This window comes from Clostridium puniceum (genome assembly GCF_002006345.1).
Classification (GTDB): domain Bacteria; phylum Bacillota; class Clostridia; order Clostridiales; family Clostridiaceae; genus Clostridium; species Clostridium puniceum.
Genome location: NZ_LZZM01000226.1, coordinates 1 through 23706, shown reverse-complemented (window position 1 = coordinate 23706; position 23706 = coordinate 1). Strand labels below are relative to the sequence as shown.

The window sequence follows — 23706 nt, the reverse complement described above, 5'->3', positions numbered from 1 at the left end:
CGTCAATATAATCTATTCTTTTTAATTCTTTGATTAGTTTCTCAAAATTAACAGATTCAAATATAATTTGTGTGCTATTTGTCCCATAAAATTTATTTAATGAAAATTTATAAAAATTATTCAATTCAGTTATATAATCTTGCTTAAATTTTCGAATAATATTTTCTTCATCATTTGCCGAATTTTTAATAGTAAAACTTGCTTCACAAATAGATTTTAATATATTTTCTTTAAGCTCCTTAATTATATCTTCATCTTTTTTTATAGTTAAATATACTCTAAGAATGTCATTTTTCACTGATGAACATAATATTTCTGTTGGAAAAATATAAAAACTATCATCATTCATAAAATCTAATTCATCAAAAGTTCCTTGCTTAACCAGCATTCTTTTAAAGAAATTTTTTTCTGAATTATTAGCTCCAATTATGTTTATTCTCGTTTTAGTTTCATTTTCAAATTTCTTTTTTATACTACTCATAAGATCCTCCTTTATAGATTTCATAATATTAATTTTTAATCTACTATTATAAATATTCTCTTTACGTAATATTTATTCCATTAATTGGTACGAAAATATAAATTTCCAGTATAAAATTTTATATTTAAAATAATAACAATATCAGATTAAATAGATTTTATATAAAAAAGAAGACACCTCTTGGAGCACTTGAAATAATTTTTTATTTATATTTTATTAACTGAAAATAGAGAGCATGTTTTTATTATAAAATAAATTACATGCTCTCTATTTTTATCATATTACAAAAATAATCTGCTTGAGAATATTAATACATTGATTTTATTAAAGAATTAATATTGTAACGTACAATGTATACCTTAAAGCTCACTAAGTTTCTTATCTACAAGTTCTTTTGCTATCTTTGGATTTGCTTTTCCTTTTGAAAGCTTCATTACTTGACCCATTAAAAATCCCGCACTTTGTGTCTTTCCAGCCTTGTAGTCTTCTACTGATTGAGGGTTGCTAGCAATTACATCAGAAACTATTTTTTCAAGTTCATCAGTTGAGCTTATTTGCATAAGTCCTTTTTCTTCAATTACTTTCATTGGATCTTTATTTTCATCAAAGATTTCATCTAGAACTTCTCTACCAACATTATTACTTATTTTACCTTCTTCAACCACTTTAAGAAGTTTTGCAAATGGCTCAGCTTCAAAAGTCATCTCTTCTGATTCTATCTTTCTATCATTTAATATTCTTAGGATATCACCAAGTATCCAGTTCGCAGCCATTTTAGGTGCAATTCCAAGCTCTACAACTTTTTCAAAGAAAGTGGCAAGACCTTTATCTCCTATTAAAATTTCAACTTCTTTTTCTGTAAGCTCATATGCTTTTAAGAATCTTTCTCTTTTTTTATCTGGCATTTCAGGTAAAGAGTTTTTTGCGGCTTCAATTTGTTCATCATATATTATAATTGGTGGTAAATCTGGTTCCACTACATATCTATAATCATGTGCTTGCTCTTTAGATCTCATTGAAATTGTTTTACCTTTTGCTGCATCCCATCTTCTAGTTTCTTGAACAACTTTATGTCCTTCGTTATAGCTATAAAGTTCAATTTGTCTTTTCTCTTCTTTTTCTAAAGCTTTTTGCAGTTCTCTAAACGAGTTAATATTTTTTAGCTCTACCTTTGTGCCATATTCTTTTTGACCTACTGGTCTTAAAGAAATATTAGCATCACATCTAAGCGACCCTTGTTCCATACGACAATCTGAAATTTCACCATATTCTAAAATTGATTTAAGCTTTTTCATAAATGCAACAGCTTCACCAACACTTCTCAAATCTGGTTCTGTAACTATTTCTGCTAGAGGAACTCCAACTCTATTATAGTCGATTAAAGAAATTGGTTCTCCTTCAACGTGAATTAACTTACCTGCATCTTCTTCTATATGAATTCTATTTAATCTAACCTTAACTTCTTTTCCTTCATGTTCAAATTCAACAATTCCCCCTGAACATATGGGTTTATCAAATTGTGAAGTTTGGAACGCCTTTGGAAGGTCAGGATAAAAATAATTTTTTCTATCCATTTTGTTATATTTATTTATTGTGCATCCAAGTGCAGTACCAGCTTTAATTGCTAAGTTTACTACTTCTTCATTAAGTACTGGAAGTGTCCCTGGTACCCCTGTACATATTGGGCATGTATTCGCATTAGGTTCTGCTCCAAATTTTGTTGAACAAGAACAGAATATCTTAGTTTTTGATTTTAGCTCGGCATGTATTTCAAGTCCTATTACTGTTTCAAAATTCATTGTTATACCCTCCTATATTTCAAGAGCTAAAGCTTGCTCTAAGCTATATGCAGCCTTGAATATTTTTTCTTCACATAACATATCACCCATTAATTGAATTCCAATTGGTAAACCTTCACTGCTTATACCTGATGGAATTGAAATTGCTGGATTTCCAGCTAAGTTAACGTTAATAGTATAGATATCCGCTAAATACATAGCTAGTGGGTCAGCATTTTTTTCACCAATTTTAAAAGGTAATACCGGAGATACTGGTCCTACTATTAAATCATATTTCTTGAATGTATTTTTAAGATCATATCTTAATTTTTGTCTGAATTTATCTGCTTTGTTATAGTAAGCATCATAATATCCCGATGACAAAGCATATGTCCCCATCATTATTCTTCTCTTAACTTCTGCTCCAAAACCTTCTGTTCTGCTGTTTTCCATTAATTCATCTAAATTAGTATAGTTAGTAGTTTTATATCCATATCTTATACCATCATATCTAGCTAAATTAGTACTAGCTTCTGCAGATGACATTATGTAATAAGCCGCTAATCCATCCTTTATAATTGGAAGAGAAAATGTTTCAACTTCAGCTCCAAGCTCTTCTAAAACTTCTAAACTCTTTTTTACTGAAGCTTTAATTTCTTCATCTAAACCTTCACCAAAGAATTCCTTTGGAACTCCAATTTTCATGCCCTTAATTCCATCTTTAAGACATGCTGTATAATCTATTTCCTTTAAATCTCTTATACTTGTAGAATCATACTCATCAGTTCCTGATATTATGTTTAATATATATGCACTATCTTCTACTGAATTAGAAAAAGGTCCTATTTGATCTAGAGATGAACCAAACGCAATAAGTCCAAATCTAGATACTAATCCATAAGTTGGTTTAAGACCTACAACCCCACAGAATGCTGCTGGCTGTCTAATTGATCCACCAGTGTCTGAACCTAACGATACTGATGCCATTTTACCTGCAACTGCTGCTGCTGATCCACCAGAAGATCCTCCTGGAACTCTAGCTAAATCCCTTGGATTTAAGGTCTTTTTAAATGCTGAATTTTCATTAGAAGATCCCATTGCAAATTCATCCATATTAGTCTTTCCAATAATAATTGCATCTTCTGCTAATAATTTTTTCACTACTGTTGCATCGTATGGAGGTATAAAATCCTCTAACATCTTTGATGCACAAGTTGTATTAACACCTTCTGTACAAATATTATCTTTTATAGCTATTGGAATACCAGCTAAAGCACCTAAAGTTTTTCCTGCTTTAATTTTTGTATCTATTTCCTTGGCTTTAGCTAATGCTTCATCACAAGTAAGTGTTAAGAAAGCATTGACTGAAGACTCAGTTTTTAAAATTTCATCAATATATGATTGAACCACTGCTTCACTAGTTAATTCTCCACTTTTAATTTTACTTACCATTTCTTTTAAATTCATTTTCATTATCATCTCACCACCCTATTCAATAATCTTTGGTACTTTAATATAAGTTTCTTGCATATCTTTAACATTTCTAAATAAATCTGTGCATTCAAAAGCTTTAATTTCATCTTTTCTGATTATTGGTTTTAATTCTTCCTTATCCACCTCATCTTTAATTTCTAAATCAAGCTCATTTAAATACTGAAAATTATCTAAAATACTTTCAAATTCACTTGCAAATTTCGCTGCTTCTTCATCAGAAAATCTTAATTTAGAAAGCTGCGCTATATATTTTACTTCATCTATACTTACTTTCATTATTTTCACCTCATTATATTTTTTGATTCAAAAATAACCATATTAAAATTTATAAATTTCACTTATGGTTATTTAATATTGTTTAATAGAAACTTTCTAAAGTTTCTATTAAACAATATTTTTTCAAACTCCACAGAACTTTGTTCATCAAAGCTTAACTTTTAAGGAAACTCGAAAATGCCTTTTCCAAAGGAAGCTAACTCCCTTTGACTATTAGCTAAGTTCGAAGAACGAAATATAAAATTTCGATTCTCACTTATCACTTAAGGTGTAAGTCTCTTCATATCTCTTGGGAATAAAGCTGCTTCTCTTATATTTCCAAGGTTTAAGATTTGCATTGTTATTCTTTCAAGTCCTATAGCAAATCCTCCATGTGGTGGCATTCCATATTTAAATGTATCTAAATAAAAGTCAAAGTCTTCAACTTTTATCCCCAATCTTTCCATTTTAGCTTTTAACACTTCGTAATCATGAATTCTTTGTCCACCTGTTGTAATTTCAACGCCTTTGAAAATTAAATCGAAACTATTTGTAATTTCAGCATTATCTTCACATTCCATTGCATACATTGGTCTTTTGGCCGATGGGTATTCTGTTAAGAATACAAAATCAGTATTATATTTTTCTTTAATATATTTGTGGAAAAGAGCTTCTCCTTCATTATCAATATTTCCAACTGGTGATTTTTTATTAAATTCTTTTAATAAAATTTCTTGAGCTTCAGCTAGTGGTATTCTTGGAATCTTTAATTCATCTGGAAGTTCTACATTAAATAACCTTAATTCCTCACTACAGGTTTCTTTTAAATATTTATATAAATAATTTAAAAACTTTTCTTCAATATTCATAAGATCTGTTTCATCTTTTATAAAGCCCATTTCAACATCTAAACTTACATATTCATTTAAATGTCTCCATGTATTATGAAGTTCTGCTCTATATGCATAACCTACTTCAAAAACTCTTTCAAAACCTGCCCCAACCATCATTTGTTTCCAGAATTGTGGACTTTGTGAAAGGAAAGCTCTTCTGTTGAAGTAATTTACAGTAAATACTTCTGATCCACCTTCTGTTCCTGAATGAGTTATTTTAGGAGTATGTATTTCTTCAAAGTAATTACTTTTAAAGAATGCTCTAAATGCTGTTTCAATTTCATTTTGAACTCTAAAAATTGCTTTTTTCTTAGGAATTCTAAGGCTTATTGTTCTATAATCTAATTGAGTTTCAAGTGTTGCTTTTTCTTTGTAGCTTTGAATTTCAAATGGAAGTTTATCATAGAAAACTTTACCTGCAACTTCAATAGCTGTTACTTCAACTTCAATCCCCTTTGGTGCTTTTTCATTTGCATGAACTACCCCTTTTACTTCAATTGCATTTTCAAGTCTTAATCCTTTAATTTGTTCTTTAGTACATACAAGTTGAATTATTCCTGACTTATCTCTAAGCAAAATGAAAGAAACATGTGAAAGATCACGAATTTTATGAACCCATCCTTTAAGTAATACTGTTTCTTCACCATTAACTGCTAAATCCTTAATATAAATTCTTTTCATAATTATTACTCCTTTTTTCTATTTATTACTTATTCTTACAATTGCTTTTTATAAATATTTCTTATTAGAATGTTTTTCATATAAATTTGCATAAAAAAACTCGTCCTTATGCATAATGCATAGGGACGAGATTACTTTCGCGGTACCACCCTAGTTGATTTTATATTAAAATCCACCTCAAACAAGTACAAAACTTTAATGTCTTATACCCTCCATTTTTAACGGTATGGCACCGGTTAAGCCTACTCTTTTCTAGTTACACTCTAAAAAATTTCAGTTAACTGCTCCGAAGTGTTCTTTCAATTCAGAACTCATACAGATATTCCACCATCATCTGCTCTCTTAAAATCACTCATTTGAATTTACTTTTCTTCATCATTGCATGTATAAATTTCTATTTCAAAATATTAATTTTTCTATAATTTATAGGTGTATTACCTATGTGTTTCATTATATTGCATAATTATGTATAAATCAATACTTTTTTTGAAAAAGTTTATTAATTTATTTTCTTCATCAATACATATCGTCTTAATCCACCATACTTTAATTTATCTGCCATAACACTGTAACCGAGATTTTCAAATGTATTTACACTAAACCTATTATTGGGTGCTGCTGTTGCACACATATACTTCATTCCTGCGTCTTTGCCCATTTGTTCAATAATTTCACATATTATTTTTTGAAGTTTATTACCTCTATATTCTTCTAAAACTACTGTTGATTCAATCTGTCCAACGCTTAAAAGTTCTTCACCTTTAATTTCTATATCATATCCATAATTATGATCCTCATAGCCATATTCAATATAAACTCCCATAGCTATTAATTCATTACTTTCCAAAGAAACACACCCTAGAATTTTCCCTTTTCCATTTATAGTATCTACAAATTCTTCTTTTTCTGAACATGAATAAAAATCCTTATTTTCTAGTCCATCATAAATCTTCTGTTGAATCTCCATTATTTTATCAATGTAAGTTAAATCTAATAGTTTTAACTCGACTTCTAAATTAGTTCCATCTTTTTTCTTCAAAATCAACTTCTTCATTTTATTTTTAGCAAGAATATATAGATTATAGTAAAATTCCTGCTAACCTCCAATCTATTAATCTCTAATAAGTATAAGTTAATATTTAAACCTTATATTTAAATATTATACATTAATTTTAAAAACTTTCTATATTAAAATTGGAAGCATCTTATTCTTATGTGTATTAAATGCGACAATAAATCAATTGCATGAAATAAATTAGATATATAAGTTCTAATTAATAAAATTCATAGTTTACAAAATTAAGTTGTTTATATTATTAAAAATGTACAGTAAATTCAAATGAATAAACTTTTTTTAAACATATATATTAAATATTTTTTTAATATAAATATGTTTATTATTAAATTATATAACTAATAATGTACTCTAATCAACCAGAACTGCATTTTTTTATCACTCCAACCTAAATCCCAAGGTACATTATTTCTATCAGTATTATGACAAGTTACTAAAGAATATCCTTTTGAATCTACACCTGTAACAACAGATACATGAGTTATATCACCTTTCTTTTCATAAGCCACAAAATCTCCTGGAAGCATTTTATAAGAAGCCTTATATACTTTCTCATAACTTCCTTTAGCTATTACTGAAGCTCTCCCACTATTTATCATATAGTAAGTAAACTTTCCTGCATTTACCCAAGGACCTGTAACACTTCCTTTATCATAATTCCAGCCTGAAGTTTCCTTAAACTTTCCACCTTCATGCAATACCTGCGAAGCAAAATTTGCACAATCTCCACCTTCGGAGTTAAAATTTCTATACTTATTATTATATTTATAATTATGTTCTTTTACAGTTGCCGCCCCACAAAACTTTTGAGCATATTCAATTACACCTTTTCTTCTTTCATTAATATTAGAAATATCTCTGGCTGGTTGAACTTTTATGTATTCTTTAATTTCATCAAGCTTAATTGCTTCTAAACTTAATGAATCTGCAAAAGGATCTGTGTACCATTCCTTCGTTATTATCCAGCTTCCATTTTTCTTAGTTAATTGGAGGGAATGATATGTTCCAATTTTTGAGCTATTAATTTGGTCTGATTGATCTGGATATATATATTTATATTCAGTATTACATAATATGCTAAAAGAACACTTATCTTCTTTAATTTTTGATTTTTTTATTATTGTATTAGGAATAATCTCTATAAATTCAACGCCTTGTTTTTCTGCCCAATTATTTATGTACTTTACCTTCTTTTGTTCATATTCATAAGCCCATTGACCATATTTAGTATCTGTAGCATATAATGCTTCTATCGAATCTAAATCCTTACTTAATACTGCCTTACTTTTTACTTTAAATATATTTTGTACAAAGTTCACTGCTTCTTCATCAGTATTAATATCTCCTAAAACTAATTTTTCACTATTAATATTTATTAATGAAAATATCAAAGTAATTATAATAACTTTTATAAACTTTGATGGATTTATTTTAATTTTAGAGATCAGCATATTTCATTCTCCTCGTATAATATATTTAGATTGTTTTATTGGGAAAATCTATAAACCATTATTTTTATATTAATGAAGATTATTTAAATTAAGAATCTTACAATGTGATATTGATATTTTAATATTATTTAGATAATTGACTTATCAATTATCTCAATACATTTTTTAGAAGCTTCATCTAGTGGAGCTCCATCATACCAATTGCTACTATTATTAAATTTACTAAAGTATTTTGCTTTTAATATTATTTCTGGTCTATATTCGAAATGCAAAATATCAAAATGCCCCCATTTTCCTCCCCATACAAAATTGTTTTTTTCAAAAGCTTCAACTAATTCTTTAGGATATTCCTTAATTCTTTCCTTTCCTTGCTTTTCAGAGCTCCATTTCCAATAATCCCTTTTGTCACTTTTTAAATCTATTGCTATCCCATAAGAATGTGGACTTAATCTTCCTGTTCCAGATATAACTCGGTAATTATACGTTCCACTAGCCGGATAAAGAATACTACCTATATCACTTCTACTTTTTGCTAAAGGTATTACTTCTTTTAAGGATTGTTCTAAAGATACATTAGCTTTGTTTTTACTATTAAATTGATAATTAGTATATCCATACTTTAAACTGGTTAAGTTTTTTTCTATAGCTGATTTAGAATTACCATAAACTTCATTAAGAAGTTCATAATGCCTCGCCCTTCCTGGATCAAAAGTTTTATCCATAATTTCTGTACTTTTTTCAAGAGGATAATATTGCTCTAACATATCTTGGAGATCAGGATTAGATAATTTTTCTTCATGATTTTTCTGTTTTTTATCATCATAAATAATTTTCTTACCAGACTTCATAATTAAGTATACTTGGTCCTCAGTTTTCTTCTCTACACCTAAAACATAATCTGGATAAGCTAACATGAGTATTAAAATATCCTGTTTCATTTGAGTTTTATAATCTATATCTATAGCTGCTTTTGATACAATAGGCATATTAAAAATAATTAATAAAAAAATAATAAAAACATTCCTCTTTCCTATCATTTATATACACCACCTTTTAAAACCTATAAATATATACTGTCCCAACAATTAAAATACTATGTATTCTACTATTTTTTTATATAAAAAAATAGCAAGTTAAACTATAAATTTTAACTTGCTATTCTATAACTATATAAGTTCTAATCAATAAAATTTACAACTCAGAAAGTTGATTATCCACATTTAATAAAAATATAGATTTAATTTATATTTAAAAATTAAATTTTACTATAAAAATCTAATACTTGTTTTAAATATGGTTTTTGAATTTCATCTATTTCTAAATATATTTCATGTCTAGAATTATCTATTTTTATAATTTTACAATCTTTTGCACCTTCTGCAAATTTATTTTGCCCACTTGGTTTTACATAAGTATCATTTCCAGCTTGAAATAATAATACTGATATTTCAACTTTCGCTACATTTTCCTTTTTAGTTATTTCTTTAGTCACTTTAACGGCTTCATTTGTCCAATTATAACTAGCTCCTCCTCTTTGAAGTTCTTCATTATTGATAGTGATATCATGACTATATTCATAACGCTTAATGGAGCTTGTTCCTATTTTTTCTGCTTTATATTCTGAGGTATATGGACCTTTTCCTAGCACATATTTGCCTCCATTACCTATTGCAACTTGAAAACTTACAATTATATCAGCAAAAAACTAGGGTATATTCCCAGTATTAACTTCAAGCATTGGAGCATTTAATATAGCTCCATTAAAATAACCTGGATAATCTTCTAAAAATTTTGTTCCTATTGCACCACCCATTGAATGACCAAATAGGAATACCTTTTTATCTTCATTATTAGGCATAACTACTTTATCCATAAACACCTTAAAATCAGTAACAGACTGATTAAAATTTTTAACATCTAATTGGGTCTTATCTTCAATCCCAAGTGTTCCTTATCTTGCATGTCCTCTATGTTCAACACCAAATACATTATATCCATTTTTCATAAAATAATAACTCAATTCGTGATATCTTTCTAAACTCTCCGTATATCCATGACATAATACAATATTACCTTTTGCATCTTTTACTTTATACTTTTCATAATATAACTTAATATCCTCATCTCCATCCACATACCCAGATTCAAGTGCGTTATTTATATAAGGCTCAACAATATTTGTCATATCTTTAGTGTAATTATTCTCTGATATATAAATTTCATCTAATGTATTTTCAATTTCTGCTGCATTTGAAATTAAATTAGAATAACCTATCCAATAAAATAATTGAAATATTAATATAAACATCATTAATATTATTTTAAAATTCTTTACCACACTTTTATTGTATTTTTTCACTTTTCGTTGATTCTCCTTTCATTACTAATCTCTAATAACCTTTAGAGAAAAAACTTCAGCTAGAACTATTATCTTATACTTATTCTAATATAGATATTATCCATTTACTACACGCAGTGCACTTATGAACCGTTATAACAAATAAATCAAATTTTTTATTCATTGACATTACCCCCATGACATCTCTTTCTTCTTTTGTTACAAATTCATCATTTTCATCTATATATCCAATTATCTCTACCAAATAATTTTTCTTAGTCTTATCGCAGCAGCCATTAGAGCCAGCAACTTCTATTATTTCATAATCTAGATCTACACTTAGTTCTTGTATAATCTCTATTATATCTTCATAATCTTTTATATCATCTACAAAATCCTCTTCATAAAAAACTAAATCCTTAACTTGAAATATTTTATTCATATTCGTCTCCAATCCTTTATTTTAAATAATAATTTAATAAATTGTTTGTCTTTATATTATAATATTGAGAAATATTTTTATCAATAAAAAATAGCTACCAACTGCTTTAAAAAAATGGTAGCTATTATTAAGAGCATATTTAAATTGTTATTATAAAAATATAATATAACGTAAAATATTATATTTTAAATTTAGATACAAATTCTGAAAGATTATTTACACTGCCCTTAATAGAACATGTTTGATTAGTTATATCTTCAACCATTTGAACTACTCTAGTTGTTTTTTCCGCAATAATTGAAGTACCTTCTGCACCTTCATTTGTTGCTAATGTAATTCCATCAAGGGACTCTACAATATTTTTCATAAGTTGTGTTAATTCATGTGTTGCTTTACTAAAATCAGTAGATAAATTATAAATAGCATCTGCATCTTTATTGTATTTTTCTCCAATTTCAACCATAGAATTATAATCACTTTTTACACGTTTATCAATGAATTCTAATATTTCACTAGAACTTGTAGAAAGATTTTCCACTGATTTTAATACAATTTGAGTTACACTTTGTATTTGATTAACAGTATTTTCTGAGTCTTCTGCAAGTTTTCCTATTTCATCAGCTACTACTGCAAATCCTTTTCCAGCTTCCCCAGCTCTAGCAGCTTCTATAGATGCATTTAAAGCAAGAAGATTGGTTTGGGATGTAATTTGTAATATAGCTTCTGATAGTACTTTAATTTGCTCAACTGACTTTGATTTTTCTATTGCATCTCTTAGATTTTTATTAGTTGAGGAATAAATTTCATCTGCGCTCTTTTGAGATTCAATTGCTTTAGCTTTTATATCATTTGCTCTATTACTTATATCATTTGATGTTAAAGCACTTTCACTTGTCTTAAAATCAATAATTTCAATTGTATTTTGTATTTCTGTTGACGCAGCATTCATTTCCTCTGTTGATGCTGATGTTTCTTCCATTCCTGCTGAAAGTTCTTCTGTTGTAGCTGATACATCTTGAATTTGAACAGACAATTTTGACATATTATTTTCAGCATTATTAACCATATTTTCAATATTAGCAGATTCATCAATTACTGATTTCAATGTTTCTCTTATAGCTTTTTGCATTTTATCTAAAGCTCTTAGCATATCACCAACTTCATCCTTACTACTCAATAAATTTGGTGCTATGGTTTTAGTAAAATCTCCAGTTGAAACTATTCCTAAATAATCTGTTGCTGCCTTTAATGAAAAAGTAATTGGTTTTACAATTAAAATCGTAAGTCCTATACCAATAATTATGGTTATAATTAAAATAGACAATAATATTGTTACAGATTGATTATTCGTCTCTTCTGTATTCGTATATGTTTCATCAGCTTTTGCTAAATGAGATTTTAGTAAAGCATTTGCTCCACTACGGACACCATCCAAGACCTCTTGATTACTAGATAAATATTCGTAGATATCTTCATTTTTAATGTTCCCAGAAGCAGTCATATCTTTTATTTTATTGCAAAATTTAATATATTCTGGCATTCCAGCTTCAATTTTAGCAATAGCTTCCTTTTGATCTTGATTTAAATTTAATTTTTTATATTCACTAATATTGTTGGGTATTCCCGCCAATTTTTCATCCATTTCTTTTAAAAACTTTTTTTGTCCTTCTGCATCTCCATTATTAAGAATTAAATTAAGCATGTCATATTGACAAGTTCTTGCTTGAAGTCTAGCATCATCCATTATATTTATTGCTTTCATATCATCCTTATACATTCTTGCTAAGTTTTTATTTGAGTTTTGAGTAAAATAATAACCTGCAGAACCAATAATAAATGTGAGTAATAGCAAAGCTACTGATAACAATGTTACTTTGTAAAACACTTTCAAATTTTTTATCATTTATTGGTCACCTCTCATAAATCTGTTGTAATAACTGAACCTTTCATTTTCTTTGTAATTTAATTACTTGTTTCTAGTAAGCTTGTGTCTTAGTTTCATAAACAAAAAAGAATTATATAAAGACAAGTACATAAAATAAATATATAAATAAAATTACGGACTAATATATAGTCCTATAATTTCACTTATATATTTAGAGATATTCAAAAATTAACTACATAAACTTACTAAAGTTTACACACTTTAAAGTCATTATCTACATTTATATTTTGATCTTCTAGTTTTTCACCATTTATGCAAACATTTTTATATGTAAGATTGTTAATATTTTGTAATATAGAATCTCCCTTAACACCACTTAAAATAGCATCTTCTATTACTATATTTTCAATTGGAGCATCTTCAAATCCTTTTAAATATAATGCATGTTTTGCTTCTATACTTTCTCCTTCAACAGTTTTAATATTTGACAATCTTATATTTCTTAAAATAGGTTTGTGATTACCATTAGTTCCTTCCTCATAAAAGAAATCTGCATGTATAACAGCAATTTTTGATTTATTTACAGTACTGTTTTTTACAAATATATTTTCAAGCTTTCCGCCTCTTTCAGCATTTGTTTTAAATCTTATTGGATAATCTAGTTCCTCACTATCAAAATAATTATCATGAGCATATACGTCATTAACTCCCCCAGATATTTCACTACCTATAGTTATTCCGCCATGTCCATCTTTAAATTCATTATTTCTAATGATTATATTTTCACATGGAACTCCAATATTTCTTCCTTCATTATTTCTTCCTGATTTTATCGCAATACAATCATCACCAGTTAAAAAGAAACAGTTTTCTATTATCATATCTTTACAAGATTCAGGATCGACTCCATCATTATTATAAAGATTAGTATCTATTCTAATTCCAGAAACCTTTAAGTTCTCACAAAGAACAGGATTTACTTCCCAAAAAGGAGAATTTAATATTGTAATATCTTTAATTAAAATATTTTTAGATTTATATGGTTGAATAAATGGTGGCCTTATAGTAGATACATCATCACCAAATACTCTCTCTGTTCTTACATCTGCATTTATTTGACCTAAATCAAATAATCTTTCTCTTTGTATTTGTTGATCTTCTTCATTAAAATATCCAAACTTCCAAGGCATCCAATTAAATTCATCAGCACAACCATCCAAAGTTCCTTTTCCTGTAATTGCAATATTTTTTTCTTCATAACTATAAATAAAAGGTGAAAAATTCATATGTTCAACACCTTCCCATCTTGCATAAACTAATGGATAAAATTCATTAGTTTTATTTCTAACAAATTTTAAAATTGCATTTTTTTCAATATGTAATTCAACATTACTTCTAAGATTTATGGCACCCGTGTAATATATTTTAGGATTTTCTGCATCATTGCTGCCTTTAATAATAACTTTACCTCCACCATTAGAAGTTGCATCATTGATTGCTTCTTGTATTACATCACCATAATACTCTATTTTTCTAACGTTCTTTATTAATGATTTACTGATATAATCTTTGTCATGCTTTAATTCGCTTTTACCACCTTTATAAATACCATCTGGATGCGTCAAATACTCTTCATCAATATTTCTAATTAGAGCTTTATATTTTTCCTCTAAAATACTATACTCTGGTTTTCCATCCAAAACTGGCATATTTTCATTTACCTTATTTTCAATCTTTTCATACAACTCTTGATTCCATTGTAATTTATCCATTATTTTATACCTCCAATTTTACTATATAATTTATAATTTGCAATTTTATTCTTTTTATCTGGTAAAATTTTATTCATTATATTTATATATATAAATTCTAACTGATTTGCTACATTAAAACCATATACAATAACTAAATAATATGTAGTTGATTTTTTATTTTTAAGTCAGAACCACCCGTCAAACGGGTGGCTTGCTCTGCGGCTGTAAGCCTAAAAAATATATATAAGCGTTTTTCTAACTAAAACTGTCCATATATTTTTTAATTGTTTGGTTTTTCCATATTTTAAATGAGATCATGAAACTTAAGTTTTATAACAACTTATAGTTTTGCATTACCAGTATTAGTTTAGTGGTTACACAAAACTTGTTGTAACGTCACTGTTTTAGAATACTCATAGTTTTTTAACGGTATAACCAAACGCCCACCACCCGCTTAGCAGGTGGTTTTCTGAACGCTAAAGCATAAAATAATAATAATCTACACCCCAAAGAAAACTCTGAGGTGTAAATTATATTTAACTGTTCATTAATCATTATAGGCGCTTAAATAGTTGCGGCATTATTTTTTGTTTGGTATCCAACATTATTATTACCAAAACATTGTTCATATTTATATCCAGTTAATTCTTCAATAGCTGCTCTAGCTTCTGGAGTAACATCAGCTTTAGCTCCACCAGCCTTTATTCTATTTACTTCATCAACTAATAATTTATGATTTTCTTTAGTTAATTTAAGTCTTAATGAAACTATCCAAGTTAATACTAAAAATATTGCTGGTACTAATATCGTTACTAATAAAATACCATCAATTGCTTCAGGAGTTTGAGTTTTAGCTCCTTTAACAAATCCAAATGCCGCAAGACCTACTCCAAGTACAGCAGCTTCTATAGCAGCTGCAACTTTAGAAAGTAAACTATTAACTCCAGTATATATTCCTTCTCTTCTTTCAAGTGTTACTGCTTCATCAATATCAGCAATAAATGGTAATTGGAATACTGGTACATAGTCAGCACCAGCTTTACCTGCGGTATTTATTACAGCTAATACGATTAATAAAACTGTCAAGTTTGGTGAGCCTGTCATCTTACTTAGCACGTAGTATCCAACAAGAGATGCAAGTATTACAATTGATGAAACTCTAAATGTCTTTGGTCCACCAAATTTATATGCAACTGCAATTGCTATAGTTAATGCTATTGTCGAAATTAACGTAGTAGCACTTGAAATAAATGCTGTCGTAGATGCTGTTAATCCTAAAACAAATATTACATAGTAAGTAAATACACCACCTGCTAAATTCTTGTAAATTCCAATTAAAAACATCATTGCTGCATGCAATCTAAAAGCTTTAATTTGCATACTTGATCCAACATCTATAAACATTTTTGCAAGTATATGTAAAATACCATGATTAGAATCTTCTTTATAAATAATGTCTTTAGGATCTCTTTCAAATGTAAGTGCATACATTACAAGAAGTGATAATGAAATCATTGCTCCATAAATTATACCTGTTAATAAGAATGCTGTAGATGATTTATCTCCATACATTTTGAACAATATACCTGGAATAAATGTTGCTATTGTACTAGCTATTGTTCCGCAGTATTGCTTTCCAGCCACTAGTTTTGTTTTATCAGCAGAATCTTGAGTCATTTCTGCTGGTAATGTTATACCTGTAACTATAACCATTGTAAAGCAAATTTCGTAAATAAGATTTGCTAAAAAGTAGAATGTAAATGAATGACCTGTTGTCCATAAAATTGGGAATGTTATTAAAATAGCAGGAGCCCCAATCAATATGAAGAATCTTCTTCTACCAAATTTCTTACCAATTGCTGTTCTACCAAAATTATCACTAATATAACCGATAATTGGATTTCCAACAGCATCAATAAGTCTTGCTACTGAGAAAATTAAACTCGCTTCTACTGCTCCAAGTCCGCATAATGTTGTATAAAAATACATAAGGAATGCAGATATTAGTGCTTGAGCTCCACTTCCTAAAAAGTTTATGCATGCGTATCCAATAATATTTTTTATTGTTACTTTTCTTTTTTGCATTGTCTTTGCCTCCAAATAATAATTCTATCATAATTTCTAAATTAATAGTTAAAAGTTATTTTATCTTGAGGATTCCATATAAAATCAATATGAACTCCTCTATTTCTTATAATAAATTTGCTTCTGCTGCTGCTAATATAAATGGCCCAAGACCTTTTGGTTCATTTGCAACGATTGGCTCACTTATGTAATAAGTAAATGATCCGTCTCTATTGTCTTTTCCACCAAGTCCTGCAACAAAACAGATTTTGTTTAGATTAATAAGACCTTCTTTAGTTTCTAAAATGAATTCATCAATTAATCCTTTATAAGATTCTTTTGCAAATTCCCTTAACTCTTCTTGTAAATACTCTTTTCTTATTCCTTTAAAAATTGAATATGCTATCATTGATGATCCTGAAGCTTCTAAATAATTCCCCTTTCTATCACCTTGATCTAAAACTTGATACCAAACATGACTATCTTTATCTGCAACTTTTATAAGAGCAGTTACACAATCATTAAATATTTTAAGAATTTCTAGTTTATATTTATTATCTTCTGGTAATTGTTCTAAAGTATCAACTAATGCCATAAGATACCATCCCATAGATCTGCTCCAGAAATGTGATGATAAACCTGTTTCTTTATTAGCCCAAGGTTGTACTCTTGCATCATCATACGCATGATATAAAAGACCAGTTTTTTCATCAATTAAATGATTTCTAGCTATGATAAATTGTTTGGCTATATCGTCAAATTCGCTTGCTTCCCCGAACTCGTTTACATACTTTGCATAAAAAGTCGCCCCCATATATAAACCATCTAACCATATTTGTTCAGGATAAATCTCTTTGTGCCAGAAAACACCTTCTCTAGTTCTTGGATGATTATCAATTTGAGTTCTTAATAATTGTAATGCTTTTTTGTATTTTTCTTCTTTTGTTTCTTGATAAATAGTTAATAATATTTTTCCATTATTTAAATGATCAATATTATATTCATCAACTTTATATCCTTTAATAGATCCATCCTCTTGAACAAAAGTATCCATACATTCTTTTACATAATCAAAATATTTTCTATCCTTTGTTTGTTTCCAAACTTCTGCTATACCATCTAACGTTAATCCAAATTCATAAGCCCAATAGCTCGTCAAATCTGTCTTTCTCTCTATTATTGAGTCAGCCATCCACTTTGCATAATCTTTCATATTCATTATTCCTCCATGTTAATCAAATTATTATATAAAATAATTAAAGTTTCTACAATGTATAATCCTAAAAATTCATTTATGATTGTCGATTCGCATATTTAAAAGTAAACTTCTAAATATAATTGATTTCTAAAATATATCTATATTGTAGAAACTTTATTAAAACATATTTATTGTAAATAGATTTTAACCTATCTTACTAGCCATCCACCGTCAACTGCTAATATATGTCCATTAACATAATCTGATGCTTTACTTGCTAAAAATACTACTGCTCCCATTAAATCAAAAGGATCTGCCCATCTATCTGCTGGTATTCTTACTTGTATTTCTGCATTTCTTTCTTTATCTGCTCTTATTGGTTCAGTATTTGCTGTTTTTATGTAACCTGGTGCTATAGCATTTATTTGAATATTCTTGCATGCAAGTTCATTGGCAAATGCTTTAGTTATTCCTGCAACCCCATGTTTACTTGCTGTATACGGCGGAACAAACTTTCCACCTTGAAATGATAACATTGATGCAACATTAATTATCTTTCCTGAACCTTGCTTAACCATAACTTTAGCTACATCTTGACTTAAGAAATATAATGCATTTAAATTAATGTCCATTACTGCATTCCAATCTTCTTCTGTATATTCAAGAAGTGGAGCTCTTCGTATAGTCCCTGCATTATTCACTAAGATATCTATTCTTCCATAAACTTGAACTGCAAGTTTTATAATATTTTCTCTATCTTCCTTCTTAGTTAAATCTCCTTGAATAAAGATAACTTGTCTTCCTTCTTTTTCTATTAGCCTTCTAGTTCCATCCCAATCTTTACCATGAGTTGGAATGACTAAATCTGCACCTGCCTTAGCTAAAGCCACTGCATAAGCTTGTCCAAGTCCTGTATTTCCTGCTGTTACTATTGCCACTTTTCCTTTCAATGAAAAGAAATCCATTGAAAAGTTATCTAAACTGTTTGACATCTTCATCTACCTCACTTTTGAGTATTTTTATCTTAAGTTTTTAATTTCTATATGATCCATATCATCAAAAGTTTTATTTTCTCCACACATTCCCCAAATGAAAGAATAGTTTTGAGTTCCAATACCTGAATGAATTGACCAACTTGGTGAAATTACAGCTTGTTCATTTTTCATAAGAATATGTCTTGTTTCATGACCTTGTCCCATAAAATGAATTACTGCTTGATCTTCTGGAACTTCAAGATACAAATATACTTCCATACGTCTTTCATGAGTATGACATGGCATTGTATTCCAGCCACTTCCTGGTTCTAATATTGTTAATCCCATTACTAATTGACAGCTATCACAAACTGCTGGATGAACATATTGATTAATAGTTCTCTTATTCATATTAACTTCATCCCCGCATTTAATTTTATTGGCTTTTTCTAAATCAATTTTCACTGTAGGATATGATTTAAGTGCTGGTGCTGAGTTTATGTAAAATTTAGCTGGATTTTTTGCATCAGCTGATGTAAATTCAATGTTTTTAGCACCTTGTCCAACATATAATCCATCTCTATATTTTAAGTTAAATTCTACTCCATCTACTACAATTTTGCCTTCGCCACCTACATTAATAACTCCTAATTCTCTTCTTTCAAGAAAGTAATCTGTACCTAGCTCTTTACAAACTCCAAGTTTCAAAGTTTCTTTTATTGGAGTAACCCCTCCAAATATTATTCTATCATTATGACTGTAAACTAAATTTATTTCATCTTCAATAAATATTTTTTCTACTAAATAATGTTTTCTTAACGTTTCTGTATCATAATGTTTTGAATCATCTGGGTGATTTGAATATCTGATTTCCAAATTCATAATTATATCTCCTCTATTTATAATCTAAATTTCCAAGTATTGCACACGTGTTCCCTATAATCTAAAATATATTTCAAGAACTTATTTGTTCTTGAATCAAAAATTTATATATTAGAACTTTTAAATATTTCTTTTAAATTTTTATCTTAAGCTTATAATTTGCACACGTGTTCGTAATTTATTAAAATATATTTCAAGAACGATTTCATTATGTTCTTGAAGCTATATAAGCTTTATGTATTACTTAGTAAACATTACTTGCACACGTGTTCCTTGTACTTATATGATATATTATATATTGTTATGTAAATAATTGCAATAGCTTTTTTTTAAATATTTTTAACATTTTATACGCTATTACTTATAGGATAAGTATCTATGACTCCTAAGCATTAGCATTTAAACATATATAATCTGTAATAAATTCATATATAGAAACACGTATAATAAGTAAAGCATCTTAATTTATTTAAATATATATTAAAGCTTATGAAAACACATTAATATAATAATCTTTTTGCTTAATTTCATATTAATTAAATTTCTTAATAGAATTACCTATTTCCAATTTTGATTGTACATATATTGTTTTCTCATCAATATTTCCGCTATTATTTATAAGTTTAAAAAGTAAGTCAATTGCAATTTTAGCTATTTCTCCAATAGGTCTTTTTATTGTAGTAATAGTAGGACTAAGGAATTCTCCAAATTCATTCCCATCAAAGCCTAATATAGAAATATCATTTGGTACATTTAAACCCTTTTCAATAAGAGCTTTTATTGCACCAGTTGCCATTTCATCATTAAAAGCAAATATAGCTGAAAAATGTTCCTGTTTCTCAATAATTCTCTTTGCTTGTTGATATCCACTTTTAACAGTAAAGTCTCCATTTACAACTAAATTTTTATTTAACTTAATGTTATATTCTTTAAAAGCTTCTAAATAGCCTTTTCTTCTCATTTTTGTAGAATCAAAATTTTCTATACCTTCTATTATTGCAATATCTTTATGTCCATTTTTTATTAATTCTTCTACACCTTTAAAAGTACCTACACTTTCATCAGTAAATACATTTATAACGTCAAAATCTACTTTTCTATTTATAACAACAAGTGGTATATCTTTTTCTAAAATTTCTTCTATAAAATTATCATCAGCTACTTTTTGGCTTACCACTACTATTCCGTCATAGTTTTTAGGATTTATAGTATTTTTTTCATAAGTATCTATACCTTTAACAATAACATTATATTTTTTATCTATATTTTTATACACATTATTTATTACAGTTTGAAATACAAACGGTGAAGTACCATTACTTATTGTAGAAAAAAATACCCCTATATTATAAGCTTTGTCTAATTTTAAACTTCTAGCACTCATATTAGGAATATAATTTAATTCCTTAGCTGATTTTAATATTTCTTCTTTAGTTTTTTCACTGACATTTCTTGAACCAGTCAATGCTCTAGAAACAGTTGAATGAGATATTCCTAGTGCTTTTGCTATATCTTTAATTGTAGTAGCCATTCCTATCCTCCGTAACCATTTAATAAATATGTTCATACAATATCTTAATATAATCAAATAATCGTTTATTATTTTTATTAAATTCTTAAATATACAAAGAATATTATATTATTTTTTATCATATATTTCACTCAAATAATTAACAAACTATTTTGCACACGTTTTCAAATAGTCTAGTTTTATTTTATAGTACTTAATTTAAAAATACAAGCCCTATAGATATTGAATTGATATATTTTATCTATAAAGACTTGCTTTTTATAATAATTTAACAAAATTCTTAATTATTATATACACCTATTGGTTGCATATTCAAAGAAATAAAAAAATAGCATGTTAGCGTATTTTCTTTCGTATACCTAATTTTCAAATGTTATTGTGACTTTAAATAAATCTCCATCTAATTCTACATTAAATGTTCCCCCTTGAACCTCAACAAAGCTTTTCACTATTGCAAGACCAAGTCCTGATCCTTCAGTATTTCTTGATTTATCTCCTCTTTCAAATCTTTCTACAATATCTTTTGACTCAAAGTTAATTTCCTCTGCTGACATGTTCTTTATAGTGATTTCTACTTTATCTTCATTATTTATTACATCTACATATACCCTCGAACCTTCCATAGCATATTTAGCTACATTATTTAGAAGATTTTCAAAAATTCTAAAAGTTTTTTGACTATCGAGATTTAAAATAATTTTATTTCCTGGGAAATTATTCCTTATTTTTAAATTTGATTTTTTTATTTTATCATCTAATTCTACTTCTATCTGCCTAATTAATTCAACTATATCCACTTTGACCAAATTTAAATTAATGTTCCCACTTGTTGCTCTACTTACTTCAAATAAGTCTTCAATTAAAAACTTTAATCTTTGAGATTTTTTATCTAAAGTTGCAATATAAGCTTTACGTTCCTCACCTGTTATATTTTCACTTTTTAATAAATCTACATATGTTATTATCGAGGTAAGTGGTGTTTTTAAATCATGAGATACATTTGATATTAATTCTGTTTTCATTCTTTGACTCTTAACTTCTTCATTTACTGCTTTTTTGAAACCATTTTGTATCTTTACTACTTGTTCCTTAAATGGGTTAAATAAACCTAAGTCTTCATTTATAGATACATCTAAATTACCTTCTGCAATTTTATTTGTTGCCTCCAATAGAACTGAAAATTTATTCTTTATTTTAGATAAATATATTTTGATTAAATTAAACGCAACTGTGCAATAGACAAATGCTAATAATAATCCCCAGAATGCTGAAAATAAAATTGACATAGTAAATATTGTTCCCAAAGCCCATATAATTAAAAAAGCTAAAATTGTAGCAGCATCAATTGCAACTATCTTTATTATAAATTTATTAGATTTATCAGTTAAATCTATATTTGATATATAGTAAATTAGTTCAGCAAACAAATTCCTAGACCTATTAAGAAATTTCTTTGTAACTTTGAAAATCTTAATAATCAATAAATTTTGTTTAAGATATTTAACTACTCCTGTTTTAAATATATGTTTTAAAAGCATATCACCTGTAAATATTAAGTAAAATATAACAATCCACATAAGAATATTGAGTATAATTCTTAGCCAAAAATCCAATTGAGTATTTATACCAAACCCTATCCAGCCTTCTCCAAATCTACTTTCCATTGTTGTACCAACAACATAAAATGATCCTGCTCCAGAAAATATAGCTCCAATGGTCAATATAATTAAATTAATTTCTAATGGAATTTTCAAGAAAACACCAACTCCAAATATATTCAACCCTTTTCTATATGGAAATATTAATCCTGCTATTACTATGCTACATAATATTGAAATTATAACTACAATCAAAACATCATTATTAATAAAATGTTTTGATGAATTTACCATTACACTTATGTTATCTTCATATTTTAATTCTTTAGGAATTGCATATATAAACGTTGCATTTTTTATAGGATTAAACGTAATCACATTTTCTTCTATCAAATTACCATCGAAAGATTTTTTTAAATCAAATTGCGAAAAATTATTTTTAATATAATATTCTTTTACACCATGTACATTAGATACTTCCACTCCACCATTTTCGTCATAATTTAGAACAATGTAAAAATCATATTTATCATTTAATTCTTGAGTTTTAATATTTGATACTAATGTGTTTAAGGAATTATTTGTATTAGTTTTATTATATGTTTCATCATTATTCACATATGCAAAATAATCTAAATTTTTTAACCTTCTATTTATATTATCATTCCAATCAGACATTTCATAATTTAAGTTATGTCTAAAATCATTATAATTCACCCAAACTTTATGAGAATTAATATAAATTTCATCATAAGTTAATTCTTTATTTTTTTCCATTTCCAATAAATCTTTATATAATGTGTAATTAGTTTGATTAATTCTTTTTAAAAGTTCATAATTTTCATAAGATGATGAAAGATCTTTTCCCACTATATTCTCTATTAATGGATATAATCTTACTATACTAACAGAAATCATACTCACTATTAAAA

General features: G+C 27.6%; 16 protein-coding genes, 2 pseudogenes and 1 other annotated feature. All 18 genes and pseudogenes read right to left on the bottom strand.

All coding sequences use genetic code 11. The features are described 5' to 3' along the window. Positions 1-481: pseudogene (locus tag CLPUN_RS24235) on the bottom strand (hypothetical protein); the annotation flags it as partial. Positions 482-840: 359 nt separating this feature from the next. Continuing rightward, a complete protein-coding gene (gene gatB / locus CLPUN_RS24230) occupies positions 841-2280 on the bottom strand; it encodes an Asp-tRNA(Asn)/Glu-tRNA(Gln) amidotransferase subunit GatB (RefSeq protein WP_077849777.1) in 1440 nt (479 codons plus the stop codon). A 12-nt stretch (positions 2281-2292) separates the two neighbouring features. Then, positions 2293-3732 carry an Asp-tRNA(Asn)/Glu-tRNA(Gln) amidotransferase subunit GatA gene (gene gatA, locus CLPUN_RS24225; RefSeq protein WP_077849776.1) on the bottom strand — a complete coding sequence of 480 codons (1440 nt, stop codon included), beginning with the start codon at positions 3730-3732 and terminating at the stop codon, positions 2293-2295. 15 nt (positions 3733-3747) lie between these two features. Beyond that, complete coding sequence (gene gatC, locus CLPUN_RS24220) at positions 3748-4029, bottom strand: Asp-tRNA(Asn)/Glu-tRNA(Gln) amidotransferase subunit GatC (protein WP_077849775.1); 282 nt, start codon at positions 4027-4029, stop codon at positions 3748-3750. 263 nt (positions 4030-4292) lie between these two features. Continuing rightward, positions 4293-5582, bottom strand: a complete 1290-nt coding sequence (gene aspS, locus CLPUN_RS24215) for an aspartate--tRNA(Asn) ligase (RefSeq protein ID WP_077849774.1) — start codon at positions 5580-5582, stop codon at positions 4293-4295. A 118-nt stretch (positions 5583-5700) separates the two neighbouring features. Next, positions 5701-5970, bottom strand: a binding site (T-box leader). A gap of 111 nt (positions 5971-6081) precedes the next feature. Beyond that, the gene (locus tag CLPUN_RS24210) at positions 6082-6636 is read right to left on the bottom strand and encodes a GNAT family N-acetyltransferase (protein WP_077849773.1); all 555 of its coding nucleotides are present in this window, start codon (positions 6634-6636) and stop codon (positions 6082-6084) included. Between the two features lie 359 nt (positions 6637-6995). Next, positions 6996-8108: an amidase domain-containing protein gene (locus CLPUN_RS24205; RefSeq protein WP_077849772.1), complete on the bottom strand. Its 1113-nt coding sequence runs from the start codon at positions 8106-8108 to the stop codon at positions 6996-6998. 128 nt (positions 8109-8236) lie between these two features. After that, positions 8237-9145, bottom strand: coding sequence for a M15 family metallopeptidase (locus CLPUN_RS24200; protein WP_077849771.1), 909 nt, complete (start codon positions 9143-9145; stop codon positions 8237-8239). Between the two features lie 218 nt (positions 9146-9363). Then, positions 9364-10293: pseudogene (locus CLPUN_RS24195) on the bottom strand (alpha/beta fold hydrolase). Positions 10294-10546: 253 nt separating this feature from the next. Next, a complete protein-coding gene (locus CLPUN_RS24190) occupies positions 10547-10888 on the bottom strand; it encodes a hypothetical protein (protein WP_077849770.1) in 342 nt (113 codons plus the stop codon). A 178-nt stretch (positions 10889-11066) separates the two neighbouring features. After that, positions 11067-12791 (bottom strand): methyl-accepting chemotaxis protein, encoded by a 1725-nt coding sequence (locus tag CLPUN_RS24185; protein WP_077849769.1) that lies wholly within the window; start codon positions 12789-12791, stop codon positions 11067-11069. Between the two features lie 227 nt (positions 12792-13018). Next, complete coding sequence (locus CLPUN_RS24180; protein WP_077849768.1) at positions 13019-14545, bottom strand: glycoside hydrolase family 28 protein; 1527 nt, start codon at positions 14543-14545, stop codon at positions 13019-13021. Between the two features lie 546 nt (positions 14546-15091). Beyond that, the gene (locus CLPUN_RS24175; RefSeq protein ID WP_077849767.1) at positions 15092-16612 is read right to left on the bottom strand and encodes an MFS transporter; all 1521 of its coding nucleotides are present in this window, start codon (positions 16610-16612) and stop codon (positions 15092-15094) included. 106 nt (positions 16613-16718) lie between these two features. After that, positions 16719-17804 (bottom strand): glycoside hydrolase family 88/105 protein, encoded by a 1086-nt coding sequence (locus CLPUN_RS24170; protein WP_077849766.1) that lies wholly within the window; start codon positions 17802-17804, stop codon positions 16719-16721. Positions 17805-17998: 194 nt separating this feature from the next. After that, positions 17999-18781 carry a 2-dehydro-3-deoxy-D-gluconate 5-dehydrogenase KduD gene (gene kduD, locus CLPUN_RS24165; RefSeq protein ID WP_077849765.1) on the bottom strand — a complete coding sequence of 261 codons (783 nt, stop codon included), beginning with the start codon at positions 18779-18781 and terminating at the stop codon, positions 17999-18001. Positions 18782-18808: 27 nt separating this feature from the next. Further along, positions 18809-19645, bottom strand: a complete 837-nt coding sequence (kduI, locus tag CLPUN_RS24160) for a 5-dehydro-4-deoxy-D-glucuronate isomerase (RefSeq protein WP_077849764.1) — start codon at positions 19643-19645, stop codon at positions 18809-18811. A gap of 532 nt (positions 19646-20177) precedes the next feature. Further along, on the bottom strand, positions 20178-21176 hold the full coding sequence (locus tag CLPUN_RS24155; RefSeq protein ID WP_077849763.1) for a LacI family DNA-binding transcriptional regulator: 999 nt from the start codon (positions 21174-21176) through the stop codon (positions 20178-20180). A 359-nt stretch (positions 21177-21535) separates the two neighbouring features. After that, positions 21536-23706: sensor histidine kinase (locus CLPUN_RS24150; RefSeq protein ID WP_143329125.1), on the bottom strand; the 2171-nt coding region annotated here is incomplete at its 5' end.

Coding starts and splice junctions, on each gene's coding strand:
- CLPUN_RS24180 (WP_077849768.1), bottom strand. CDS start 14,545: ATGGATAAATTACAATGGAATCAAGAGTTGTATGAAAAGATTGAAAAT.
- gatA (WP_077849776.1), bottom strand. CDS start 3,732: ATGAAAATGAATTTAAAAGAAATGGTAAGTAAAATTAAAAGTGGAGAA.
- CLPUN_RS24170 (WP_077849766.1), bottom strand. CDS start 17,804: ATGAAAGATTATGCAAAGTGGATGGCTGACTCAATAATAGAGAGAAAG.
- gatB (WP_077849777.1), bottom strand. CDS start 2,280: ATGAATTTTGAAACAGTAATAGGACTTGAAATACATGCCGAGCTAAAA.
- kduI (WP_077849764.1), bottom strand. CDS start 19,645: ATGAATTTGGAAATCAGATATTCAAATCACCCAGATGATTCAAAACAT.
- CLPUN_RS24200 (WP_077849771.1), bottom strand. CDS start 9,145: ATGATAGGAAAGAGGAATGTTTTTATTATTTTTTTATTAATTATTTTT.
- CLPUN_RS24175 (WP_077849767.1), bottom strand. CDS start 16,612: ATGCAAAAAAGAAAAGTAACAATAAAAAATATTATTGGATACGCATGC.
- CLPUN_RS24190 (WP_077849770.1), bottom strand. CDS start 10,888: ATGAATAAAATATTTCAAGTTAAGGATTTAGTTTTTTATGAAGAGGAT.
- CLPUN_RS24155 (WP_077849763.1), bottom strand. CDS start 21,176: ATGGCTACTACAATTAAAGATATAGCAAAAGCACTAGGAATATCTCAT.
- CLPUN_RS24185 (WP_077849769.1), bottom strand. CDS start 12,791: ATGATAAAAAATTTGAAAGTGTTTTACAAAGTAACATTGTTATCAGTA.
- CLPUN_RS24210 (WP_077849773.1), bottom strand. CDS start 6,636: ATGAAGAAGTTGATTTTGAAGAAAAAAGATGGAACTAATTTAGAAGTC.
- CLPUN_RS24205 (WP_077849772.1), bottom strand. CDS start 8,108: ATGCTGATCTCTAAAATTAAAATAAATCCATCAAAGTTTATAAAAGTT.
- aspS (WP_077849774.1), bottom strand. CDS start 5,582: ATGAAAAGAATTTATATTAAGGATTTAGCAGTTAATGGTGAAGAAACA.
- gatC (WP_077849775.1), bottom strand. CDS start 4,029: ATGAAAGTAAGTATAGATGAAGTAAAATATATAGCGCAGCTTTCTAAA.
- kduD (WP_077849765.1), bottom strand. CDS start 18,781: ATGTCAAACAGTTTAGATAACTTTTCAATGGATTTCTTTTCATTGAAA.